Genomic DNA, 8,858 nt, shown 5'->3' with positions numbered 1-8,858 from the left:
CGGCGGCCGCGGTGCCCCCGGAGGGGTACCGCGGCCGCATGCAATGCTGGATGCGAGAACTACGCCGAACTACGCCGCTTCGCGGCGCAACGCGTGCATCGCCTTCTTCGTGACCTCGTCCACCTTGCCGAGCGCGGAGATCGTGATGACCAGCCCCTGCGCCCGGTAGTAGTCGATGATCGGCTCGGTCTCGCTGTGGTAGACCTCGAGCCGCTTGCGCACGGTGTCCTCGGTGTCGTCACCGCGCTGGTACAGCTCGCCGCCGCACTCGTCGCAGACGCCGTCCTGCTTCGGGGCGTTGTACACCACGTGGAAGACGTGCGCACTGTCGTTGCGGCAGATCCGCCGGCCGGCGATCCGCTTGACGACCTCGTCCTCGGGCACTTCGAGGTCGAGCACGGCGTCCAGCTTCACGCCGTCCGCCTTCAGCACCTCGTCGAGCGCCTCGGCCTGCACCACGTTGCGCGGGAAGCCGTCGAGCAGGAAGCCGTTCTCGGCGTCCGGCGCTTCCATGCGGTCCTTGGCCATCCCGATGGTGACCTCGTCCGGCACCAGGTTACCGGCGTCCATGTACGCCTTGGCCTGCTTGCCCAGCTCCGTACCCTGGCTGATGTTGGCACGGAAGAGGTCGCCCGTGGAGATGTGCGGGATCGCCAGGTTCTTGGCAAGGAACGCGGCCTGCGTTCCCTTGCCCGCACCGGGCGGTCCAACGAGGACGATTCGCATCAGCGGAGGAACCCTTCGTAATTGCGCTGCTGAAGCTGGCTCTCGATCTGCTTAACGGTTTCCAGACCCACACCCACGATGATCAGGATGCTCGTCCCGCCGAGCGGGAAGCTCTGGACGCCGCCGAAGATGATCAACGCCATTGTCGGTACGAGCGCGATCAGCCCCAGATACAGCGACCCCGGCCAGGTGATCCGGTTGAGTACGTAGCTCAGGTACTCAGCGGTCGGTCGGCCAGCCCGGATGCCCGGGATGAAGCCACCATACTTCTTCATGTTGTCGGCGACTTCCTCGGGGTTGAACGAGATCGCCACGTAGAAGAACGCGAAGAAAACGATCAGCAGGAAGTAGCTGACGATGTAGTAAGGATGGTCGCCCTTGGTCAAGTTGTCCTTGACCCAGGTCGCCCAGCCGGCCGTCGAGTTCGAGAACTGGACGATCAGCGCCGGGATGTAGAGCAGCGACGACGCGAAGATGACCGGGATCACACCGGCCTGATTGACCTTCAGCGGAATGTAGGTCGAGGTTCCGCCGTACGACCTGCGGCCGATCATGCGCTTCGCGTACTGCACCGGGACGCGGCGCTGTGCCTGTTCGACGAAGACCACGAGTCCGACCATGACGAGGCCGACCAGGAGCACGGTGCCGAACTCGATCCAGCCGCCGGCCAGGTGGCCCTGCTTCTTGATGGCCCACAGGGAGCTCGGGAAGCTGGAGGCGATCGAGATGAACATCAGGATGGACATGCCGTTGCCGATGCCGCGGTCGGTGATGACCTCACCGAGCCACATGACGCAGGCGGTACCGGCGGTCATCGTGACGACCATCGTGATGGTGGTGAAGATCGACCGGTTCGGGATGATCTCGGTGGCGACCTGGCAGCCACTGAAGAGCGCGCCGCTGCGGGCCGTGGCCACGAGGCCGGTGCCCTGGAGGATCGCCAGCGCCACGGTCAGATACCGCGTGTACTGCGTGATCTTCGCCGTGCCGGCCTGGCCCTCCTTCTTGAGGGCTTCCAGGCGCGGGATCACCACGGTCAGCAGCTGCAGAATGATGCTCGCCGTGATGTACGGCATGATGCCGAGCGCGAAGATCGTGATCTGCAGCAGCGCGCCGCCGCTGAACATGTTGACCAGGCCGAACAGACCGCTGTTCTGCTGAGCCTGGTCCACACAGGTCTGCACGTTCTTGTAGTTCACGCCGGGCATCGGCACATGCGTACCGAGCCGGTAGAGCACGATGATGCCGAGTGTGAAGAGCAGCTTCTTGCGCAGGTCAGGCGTCTTGAACGCCTGGGCGAACGCGGTGAGCACGGTGCCTCCTGCGACCCCCGCGCGCGTGCGTCAGGGTGACGGTCTTGAGGTTCGACGAATAAGGGACTGAAGGTCTTGAGGTCTTGATCTGCCAAAAATCCGTGCCGCAGCCGTCCAGGCACACAGCACGGAACTTAGACAGTGCACGCCACCTTACCGGCGACCGTGCCCCCCTAGGAACGACCAACCGGGGATGCCCCATTTGAGAGGCATCCCCGGTCGGATGTTCAAGCCATCAAGCTGTCTCAGACGAGCTCGGTGACGGTGCCGCCTGCGGCGGCAATCTTCTCCTTGGCGGAGCCGGAAACGGCGTCAACCGAAACCTGCAGCGCCACGGAGATCTCGCCCTGGCCCAGGACCTTGACGAGGCTGTTCTTGCGCACCGCGCCCTTGGCGACCAGGTCGGCCACCGTGACCTCTCCACCCTCGGGGTAGAGAGCGCCGAGCTTGTCCAGGTTCACGACCTGGAACTCGGTGCGGAACGGGTTACGGAAACCCTTCAGCTTCGGCAGGCGCATGTGAAGGGGCATCTGGCCACCCTCGAAGCGCTGCGGAACCTGGTAACGGGCCTTCGTACCCTTGGTACCACGACCAGCGGTCTTACCCTTGGACGCCTCACCACGACCCACACGGGTCTTGGCGGTCTTGGCGCCCGGGGCAGGACGGAGGTTATGGGCCTTCAGCGGGCTGTTCTCACCCATGTCAGTCGACCTCCTCAACCGTCACGAGGTGGCGGACGGTCTGCACCATGCCGCGGAACTCGGGGCGGTCCTCCTTGACAACCACGTCGTGCAGGCGCTTGAGCCCGAGCGAACGCAGGGTGTCGCGGTGGTTCTGCTTGCTGCCGATGTACGACTTCGTCTGCGTGATCTTGAGGCGGGCCATTAGACACCCGCTCCCGCACGAGCACGGAGCAGAGCCGCGGGGGCGACGGCCTCGAGGGGCAGACCACGGCGAGCCGCGATCTCCTCGGGACGCTGCAGGCCCTTGAGGGCCGCCACGGTCGCGTGCACGATGTTGATCGCGTTGGAAGAGCCGAGCGACTTCGACAGGATGTCGTGAACGCCGGCGCACTCCAGAACGGCACGCACCGGGCCACCGGCGATAACACCGGTACCGGGGGCAGCCGGCTTCAGAAGCACGACGCCGGCCGCACGCTCGCCCGTGATCGGGTGAGGGATCGTGCCCTGGATGCGCGGAACCTTGAAGAAGTTCTTCTTGGCTTCCTCGACACCCTTGGCGATGGCCGCGGGAACTTCCTTGGCCTTGCCGTAACCGACACCTACAGTGCCGTCACCGTCGCCCACCACGACCAGCGCGGTGAAGCTGAAGCGGCGACCACCCTTGACAACCTTGGCAACGCGGTTGATCGCGACAACGCGCTCAACGTAAGCGGTCTTCTCGGCGGCAGCGCCACCGTCGCGACCCTTCCGGTCCCGCCGCTCGCCGCCACCGGCACCGCTTCCGCGGCGCTGGGGTCCAGCCATTGGATTTACCTCTCTCTGTTACGTCCGTTAGTCCCGGAACCGGGGCTTAGAACTTCAGCCCGGCTTCGCGGGCGGCGTCAGCCAGAGCGGCAATGCGCCCGGCGTACCTGTTGCCACCACGGTCGAACACGACGGTCTCGACGCCGGCGGCCTTGGCGCGCTCGGCGACCAGGGCTCCGACCGACTTGGCCTGCGCGGACTTGTCGCCCTCGCCACCACGGATCGACGCGTCCAGAGTCGACGCCGACGCCAGGGTGTGACCCTTGAGGTCGTCGATGACCTGAGCGGTGATACCGCGGTTGGAACGCGTCACGACGAGGCGCGGACGCTCCGCCGTACCCGACACGTGCTTGCGAATGCGGACGTGGCGACGTGCCTTGGCGGCACGCTTGTAAGCGTCGCCCTTGGCGATCTTCACACCGTATGCCATGGCTTACTTACCAGCCTTTCCGACCTTGCGGCGGATGACTTCGCCGGCGTACTTGACACCCTTGGCCTTGTACGGGTCGGGCTTCCGCAGCTTGCGGATGTTGGCGGCGACCTCGCCGACCTTCTGCTTGTCGATGCCCTCGACCGAGAACTTCGTGGGCGACTCGACCTTGAAGGTGATGCCTTCGGGGGCCTCGACCGTGATCGAGTGGCTGTATCCGAGCGCGAACTCCAGGTTGGAGCCCTTCGCCTGGACGCGGTAACCGACACCGCTGATTTCGAGCGCCTTGATGTATCCCTGGGTCACACCGGTGATCATGTTGGCCACCAGCGTGCGGGACAGGCCGTGCAGGGCCTTGTTCTGACGCTCGTCGTTGGGGCGGGTGACGTTCAGAACGCCGTCCTCACCCTTCACGATCTCGATGGGAGCCGCAACAGCGTGCGTGAGGGAACCCTTGGGGCCCTTCACGTGGACCGTACGGCCATCGATGGTGACGTCCACACCGGCGGGAACCTGGATGGGGAGCTTGCCGATTCGCGACATTGGCTTTTCCTCCGTTCCCGACTACCAGACGTAGGCGAGGACTTCCCCACCTACGCCCTTCTTGCCTGCCTGCTGGCCGGTGAGCAGACCGTGGGACGTGGAGATGATCGCCACGCCCAGGCCGCCGAGCACCTTCGGCAGGTTGGTGGACTTCGCGTACACGCGCAGACCGGGCTTCGAGATCCGCTTGATGCCCGCGATGGAGCGCTCACGGTTCGGCCCGAACTTCAGCTCGAGGACGAGGCTCTTGCCGACTTCGGCGTCCTCGACCTTCCAGCCAGTGATGAAGCCCTCCTGCTGGAGGATCTCCGCGATGTGCGACTTGATCTTGCTGTGCGGCATCACGACGGAGTCGTGGTACGCCGAGTTAGCGTTGCGCAGACGAGTGAGCATGTCTGCGATCGGGTCAGTCATGGTCATGAATCGGCCTTCGGCCTCTCTCGCCGCGGTTTCCTGTATGCGCCATCCCTCTCCCCACTCAGTGGCGGGACGGGTGCGGTGCGGGGACCTACGGCGTAGTAAGTCGTTATGGGCGGCGGACGCCCAACCCCACAAGCCTACGGCATGGGGAGTCGGGCCTCCGCCGACCAGATACTTACCGAGAGCGTCCGGAAATTCCCAAGTCCCGAAGGACAGAGGGGAATTACCAGGAGCTCTTGGTTACGCCCGGCAGCTCGCCACGGTGAGCCATCTCACGGAGGCACACGCGGCACAGGCCGAACTTGCGGTACACGGAGTGGGGACGACCGCAACGCTGGCAGCGCGTGTAACCGCGCACACCGAACTTGGGCTTGCGGGCAGCCTTCGCGATGAGAGCCTTCTTCGCCATCTCGCTTACGCCTCCTTGAAGGGGAAGCCGAGGTGACGAAGGAGGGCACGGCCCTCGTCGTCGTTGGTCGCCGTGGTGACCACGGTGATGTCCATACCCCGGGTACGGTCGATCTTGTCCTGGTCGATCTCGTGGAACATGACCTGCTCCGTGAGACCGAAGGTGTAGTTGCCACGGCCGTCGAACTGCTTCGGCGACAGACCACGGAAGTCACGGATACGCGGCAGCGCGAGCGACAGCGTACGGTCCAGGAACTCCCACATGCGGTCACCGCGGAGGGTGACGTGGCAGCCGATCGGCTGACCCTCACGCAGCTTGAACTGCGCGATGGACTTGCGGGCCTTGGTGACGGCCGGCTTCTGTCCGGTGATCGTGGTGAGGTCGCGAACCGCGCCGTCCATCAGCTTGGAGTCGCGGGCGGCGTCGCCCACACCCATGTTGACCACGATCTTCACGAGGCCGGGAACCTGCATGACGTTCTCGTACGAGAACTCCTCACGCAGCTTGCCCGCGATCTCCTCGCGGTACTTCGTCTTGAGACGCGGAGTGGTGGTGGTAGCCATCAGATGTCCTCACCCGTCCGCTTGGCAACGCGGATCTTGTTGCCCTCGTCGTCGAAGCGGAAACCGACGCGGGTGACGACCTTGTTGCCGTCCTTCTCCACGACGAGCTGAACGTTGCTCACGTGGATCGGGGCCTCGGTCGTCACAATGCCACCGGTCTGCGAACCGCGAGCGGTCTGGCCGGCCTTGGTGTGCTTCTTGACCCGGTTGACACCCTCGACCAGGACGCGGTCCTCGCGGGGGAAGGCCGCGATGACCTTGCCCTGCTTGCCCTTGTCCTTACCGGTGATGACCTGAACCAGGTCGCCCTTCTTGATCTTCATGCTTACAGCACCTCCGGCGCGAGCGAGATGATCTTCATGAACTTCTTCTCGCGCAGCTCCCGGCCCACCGGGCCGAAGATGCGGGTGCCGCGGGGGTCGCCATCGTTCTTGAGGATGACGGCCGCGTTTTCGTCGAAGCGGATGTACGAGCCGTCCTGGCGACGGCGCTCCTTGACGGTGCGCACGATGACAGCCTTGACGACGTCACCCTTCTTCACGTTGCCACCGGGGATCGCGTCCTTGACGGTGGCGACGATGACGTCACCGATACCCGCGTAGCGGCGACCTGAGCCACCGAGCACACGGATGCAAAGGATTTCCTTTGCACCAGTGTTGTCGGCGACGCGCAGTCGCGACTCCTGCTGGATCACGTCTATCTCCTGATCGTCTGCCGGTTCCCGGTGGGGGCCACGGACCTCTTGCGAGGTGCGGCCCCCACCGAGCCTGGCGGAACCACTCTGAGGGAAACCCCTCAGAGAATTTCCTTACTTGGCCTTCTCGAGGATCTCGACGATGCGCCAGCGCTTGCTCGCCGACAGCGGACGCGTCTCCATGATGAGGACGCGGTCGCCGACGCCGGCAGCGTTCTGCTCGTCGTGCGCCTTGAGCTTGTTGGTACGGCGAATGACCTTGCCGTACAGCGCGTGCTTCACACGGTCCTCGACAGCGACGACGACGGTCTTGTCCATCTTGTCGCTGACGACCAGACCCTCACGGGTCTTGCGGAAACCGCGCGCTTCAGTCGTCTCAGTCACATTCTTCTCGCTCATCAGGCGCTCTCCACCGTCTCGATGCCCAGCTCGCGCTCGCGCATCAGGGTGTAGATCCGGGCGATGTCCTTACGGACGGACTTGAGCCGACCGTGGTTCTCGAGCTGGCCCGTCGCCGCCTGGAAGCGGAGGTTGAACAGCTCTTCCTTGGCTTCGCGGAGCTTGTTGAGAAGCTCCTCGTCACCCAGCTCGCGCAGTTCGGACGCCTTGGTTCCGGCCGACATCACGCCTCACCTGCCTCGCGCCGGACGATGCGGCACTTCATCGGGAGCTTGTGAGCGGCTCGGGTGAGCGCCTCACGAGCAATCTTCTCGTTCGGGTAGGACAGCTCGAACATCACCCGGCCCGGGTGAACGTTCGCGACCCACCACTCCGGAGAACCCTTACCGGAACCCATGCGGGTCTCGGCAGGCTTCTTCGTGAGCGGGCGGTCCGGGTAGATGTTGATCCAGACCTTGCCGCCACGCTTGATGTGGCGGGTCATCGCGATACGAGCCGCCTCGATCTGGCGGTTGGTCACGTACGCCGGCGTGAGGGCCTGAATGCCGTACTCGCCGAACGCAACCGTCGTACCACCCTTGGCCATACCGCGGCGCTTGGGGTGGTGCTGCTTGCGGTGCTTGACCCTACGGGGGATCAGCATTTCGGTCAGGCCTCCGTTCCGGTGCTCTCAGCCGGAGCGGCGGCGGCGGGAGCCTCGGCCTTGGGGGCCTCGGCAGCCGGCGCAGCCTGCTGCGGCTTGCGGCCGCGACCGCCACGCTCGCCGCCACGACCACCGCGGCCACCGGCCGGACGGTCGTTGGCGCCACCACGGGCCGGGCGGTTACCCGCACGGGCCGCTGCGTTCTCGGCGCGGACCTCGGCGATGTTCTTGACATCGCCCTTGTAGATCCAGACCTTCACGCCGATGCGGCCGAAGGTCGTCTTGGCCTCGAAGAAGCCGTAGTCGATGTTCGCGCGCAGGGTGTGCAGCGGCACACGGCCTTCGCGGTAGAACTCCGAGCGGGACATCTCGGCGCCGCCGAGACGGCCGCCACACTGGATCTTGATGCCCTTGGCGCCGGCCTTCATCGTGCCCTGCATGCTCTTGCGCATGGCACGACGGAAGGAGACGCGGGAGGAGAGCTGCTCGGCAACGGCCTGAGCAACCAGCTGAGCGTCCATCTCGGGGTTCTTGACCTCGAGGATGTTCAGCTGGACCTGCTTGCCCGTGAGCTTCTCGAGGTCGCCGCGGATGCGGTCGGCCTCGGCGCCACGGCGGCCGATGACGATGCCGGGACGCGCGGTGTGGATGTCCACCCGCACGCGGTCACGGGTGCGCTCGATCTCAACCTTCGAGATGCCGGCGCGCTCCATGCCGGACGTCATCATCCTGCGGATGGCGACGTCTTCCTTGACGTAGTCCTTGTACAGCTTGTCGGCGTACCAACGGGACTTGAAGTCCGTGGTAATGCCGAGCCGGAACCCGTGCGGGTTTACCTTCTGGCCCATTACCGGGTTCCTTCCTTGCTGCTGACGACCACGGTGATGTGGCTGGTCCGCTTACGGATCCGGTAGGCACGGCCCTGAGCACGCGGACGGAACCGCTTCAGGGTCGGGCCCTCGTCCACGTACGCCTCGCTGATGACCAGCGAAGAGGCGTCGGTGTGGTCGTAGTTGTGTGCAGCGTTGGCAATGGCGCTGTCCAGCACCTTGCCAACCGGCACGCTCGCGGCCTGCGGGGCGAAACGCAGGACCGCCTGAGCCTCCGTGGCATCCATGCCACGGATAAGGTCCACCACGCGGCGGGCCTTCATGGGCGTGACGCGGATGTACCGCGCCTGGGCCCTGGCTTCCATGGTTGTCCCTTCGGTGTAAGTCATAGTCGTTACCCA

The 8,858-nt window shown here is 65.0% G+C and carries 17 protein-coding genes; all 17 read right to left on the bottom strand.

Annotated elements, in window-relative coordinates; genetic code table 11:
- Window positions 1-69: 69 nt before the first annotated feature.
- A complete protein-coding gene (locus tag AB0D31_RS11110) occupies window positions 70-726 on the bottom strand; it encodes an adenylate kinase (RefSeq protein WP_362720081.1) in 657 nt (218 codons plus the stop codon).
- A complete protein-coding gene (secY, locus tag AB0D31_RS11105) occupies window positions 726-2,039 on the bottom strand; it encodes a preprotein translocase subunit SecY (RefSeq protein ID WP_362720079.1) in 1,314 nt (437 codons plus the stop codon). Before secY ends, AB0D31_RS11110 begins: the two co-directional genes overlap by 1 nt.
- Before the next feature lie 245 nt (window positions 2,040-2,284).
- A complete protein-coding gene (gene rplO / locus AB0D31_RS11100; protein ID WP_120721896.1) occupies window positions 2,285-2,740 on the bottom strand; it encodes a 50S ribosomal protein L15 in 456 nt (151 codons plus the stop codon).
- A 1-nt stretch (window position 2,741) separates the two neighbouring features.
- Window positions 2,742-2,924 (bottom strand): 50S ribosomal protein L30, encoded by a 183-nt coding sequence (gene rpmD / locus AB0D31_RS11095; protein ID WP_214920405.1) that lies wholly within the window; start codon window positions 2,922-2,924, stop codon window positions 2,742-2,744.
- A complete protein-coding gene (gene rpsE, locus AB0D31_RS11090; RefSeq protein WP_267055816.1) occupies window positions 2,924-3,526 on the bottom strand; it encodes a 30S ribosomal protein S5 in 603 nt (200 codons plus the stop codon). The genes rpmD and rpsE overlap by 1 nt, the downstream gene beginning before the upstream one ends.
- Before the next feature lie 46 nt (window positions 3,527-3,572).
- On the bottom strand, window positions 3,573-3,956 hold the full coding sequence (gene rplR / locus AB0D31_RS11085) for a 50S ribosomal protein L18 (protein WP_100578126.1): 384 nt from the start codon (window positions 3,954-3,956) through the stop codon (window positions 3,573-3,575).
- 3 nt (window positions 3,957-3,959) lie between these two features.
- Window positions 3,960-4,499, bottom strand: a complete 540-nt coding sequence (gene rplF / locus AB0D31_RS11080; protein ID WP_267055815.1) for a 50S ribosomal protein L6 — start codon at window positions 4,497-4,499, stop codon at window positions 3,960-3,962.
- Window positions 4,500-4,520: 21 nt separating this feature from the next.
- The gene (rpsH, locus tag AB0D31_RS11075) at window positions 4,521-4,919 is read right to left on the bottom strand and encodes a 30S ribosomal protein S8 (RefSeq protein ID WP_328310945.1); all 399 of its coding nucleotides are present in this window, start codon (window positions 4,917-4,919) and stop codon (window positions 4,521-4,523) included.
- Window positions 4,920-5,142: 223 nt separating this feature from the next.
- On the bottom strand, window positions 5,143-5,328 hold the full coding sequence (locus AB0D31_RS11070; RefSeq protein ID WP_003948630.1) for a type Z 30S ribosomal protein S14: 186 nt from the start codon (window positions 5,326-5,328) through the stop codon (window positions 5,143-5,145).
- 5 nt (window positions 5,329-5,333) lie between these two features.
- Entirely contained in the window at window positions 5,334-5,891 is a 558-nt protein-coding gene (gene rplE, locus AB0D31_RS11065; protein WP_053727613.1) for a 50S ribosomal protein L5, read from the bottom strand.
- Window positions 5,891-6,214, bottom strand: a complete 324-nt coding sequence (rplX, locus tag AB0D31_RS11060; protein WP_053727612.1) for a 50S ribosomal protein L24 — start codon at window positions 6,212-6,214, stop codon at window positions 5,891-5,893. Before rplX ends, rplE begins: the two co-directional genes overlap by 1 nt.
- Before the next feature lie 2 nt (window positions 6,215-6,216).
- Window positions 6,217-6,585, bottom strand: coding sequence for a 50S ribosomal protein L14 (rplN, locus tag AB0D31_RS11055; RefSeq protein ID WP_003956455.1), 369 nt, complete (start codon window positions 6,583-6,585; stop codon window positions 6,217-6,219).
- Between the two features lie 114 nt (window positions 6,586-6,699).
- Window positions 6,700-6,984: a 30S ribosomal protein S17 gene (gene rpsQ, locus AB0D31_RS11050; RefSeq protein WP_100578124.1), complete on the bottom strand. Its 285-nt coding sequence runs from the start codon at window positions 6,982-6,984 to the stop codon at window positions 6,700-6,702.
- A complete protein-coding gene (gene rpmC, locus AB0D31_RS11045) occupies window positions 6,984-7,208 on the bottom strand; it encodes a 50S ribosomal protein L29 (RefSeq protein WP_003966952.1) in 225 nt (74 codons plus the stop codon). The genes rpsQ and rpmC overlap by 1 nt, the downstream gene beginning before the upstream one ends.
- Entirely contained in the window at window positions 7,208-7,627 is a 420-nt protein-coding gene (gene rplP / locus AB0D31_RS11040) for a 50S ribosomal protein L16 (RefSeq protein ID WP_053727610.1), read from the bottom strand. The genes rpmC and rplP overlap by 1 nt, the downstream gene beginning before the upstream one ends.
- 5 nt (window positions 7,628-7,632) lie before the next feature.
- The gene (rpsC, locus tag AB0D31_RS11035; protein WP_053727609.1) at window positions 7,633-8,475 is read right to left on the bottom strand and encodes a 30S ribosomal protein S3; all 843 of its coding nucleotides are present in this window, start codon (window positions 8,473-8,475) and stop codon (window positions 7,633-7,635) included.
- Window positions 8,475-8,822 carry a 50S ribosomal protein L22 gene (gene rplV, locus AB0D31_RS11030; RefSeq protein ID WP_004571827.1) on the bottom strand — a complete coding sequence of 116 codons (348 nt, stop codon included), beginning with the start codon at window positions 8,820-8,822 and terminating at the stop codon, window positions 8,475-8,477. The genes rpsC and rplV overlap by 1 nt, the downstream gene beginning before the upstream one ends.
- Between the last annotated feature and the right edge of the window lie 36 nt (window positions 8,823-8,858).

The organism is Streptomyces sp. NPDC048361 (genome assembly GCF_040651795.1).
Classification (GTDB): Bacteria; Actinomycetota; Actinomycetes; order Streptomycetales; family Streptomycetaceae; genus Streptomyces.
The sequence above is the reverse complement of the archived record's forward strand: the minus strand, read 5'-3'. Positions and strand labels throughout refer to the sequence as shown.

Excerpts from the sequence above, each read along its gene's own strand:
- rplR (WP_100578126.1), bottom strand. The coding sequence starts at position 3,956 with ATGGCATACGGTGTGAAGATCGCCAAGGGCGACGCTTACAAGCGTGCC.
- rplF (WP_267055815.1), bottom strand. The coding sequence starts at position 4,499 with ATGTCGCGAATCGGCAAGCTCCCCATCCAGGTTCCCGCCGGTGTGGAC.
- rpsQ (WP_100578124.1), bottom strand. The coding sequence starts at position 6,984 with ATGAGCGAGAAGAATGTGACTGAGACGACTGAAGCGCGCGGTTTCCGC.
- rpsC (WP_053727609.1), bottom strand. The coding sequence starts at position 8,475 with ATGGGCCAGAAGGTAAACCCGCACGGGTTCCGGCTCGGCATTACCACG.
- rplE (WP_053727613.1), bottom strand. The coding sequence starts at position 5,891 with ATGGCTACCACCACCACTCCGCGTCTCAAGACGAAGTACCGCGAGGAG.
- AB0D31_RS11070 (WP_003948630.1), bottom strand. The coding sequence starts at position 5,328 with ATGGCGAAGAAGGCTCTCATCGCGAAGGCTGCCCGCAAGCCCAAGTTC.
- rplX (WP_053727612.1), bottom strand. The coding sequence starts at position 6,214 with ATGAAGATCAAGAAGGGCGACCTGGTTCAGGTCATCACCGGTAAGGAC.
- rplP (WP_053727610.1), bottom strand. The coding sequence starts at position 7,627 with ATGCTGATCCCCCGTAGGGTCAAGCACCGCAAGCAGCACCACCCCAAG.
- rpsH (WP_328310945.1), bottom strand. The coding sequence starts at position 4,919 with ATGACCATGACTGACCCGATCGCAGACATGCTCACTCGTCTGCGCAAC.
- rpmC (WP_003966952.1), bottom strand. The coding sequence starts at position 7,208 with ATGTCGGCCGGAACCAAGGCGTCCGAACTGCGCGAGCTGGGTGACGAG.
- rpmD (WP_214920405.1), bottom strand. The coding sequence starts at position 2,924 with ATGGCCCGCCTCAAGATCACGCAGACGAAGTCGTACATCGGCAGCAAG.
- rpsE (WP_267055816.1), bottom strand. The coding sequence starts at position 3,526 with ATGGCTGGACCCCAGCGCCGCGGAAGCGGTGCCGGTGGCGGCGAGCGG.
- rplV (WP_004571827.1), bottom strand. The coding sequence starts at position 8,822 with ATGGAAGCCAGGGCCCAGGCGCGGTACATCCGCGTCACGCCCATGAAG.
- rplO (WP_120721896.1), bottom strand. The coding sequence starts at position 2,740 with ATGGGTGAGAACAGCCCGCTGAAGGCCCATAACCTCCGTCCTGCCCCG.
- AB0D31_RS11110 (WP_362720081.1), bottom strand. The coding sequence starts at position 726 with ATGCGAATCGTCCTCGTTGGACCGCCCGGTGCGGGCAAGGGAACGCAG.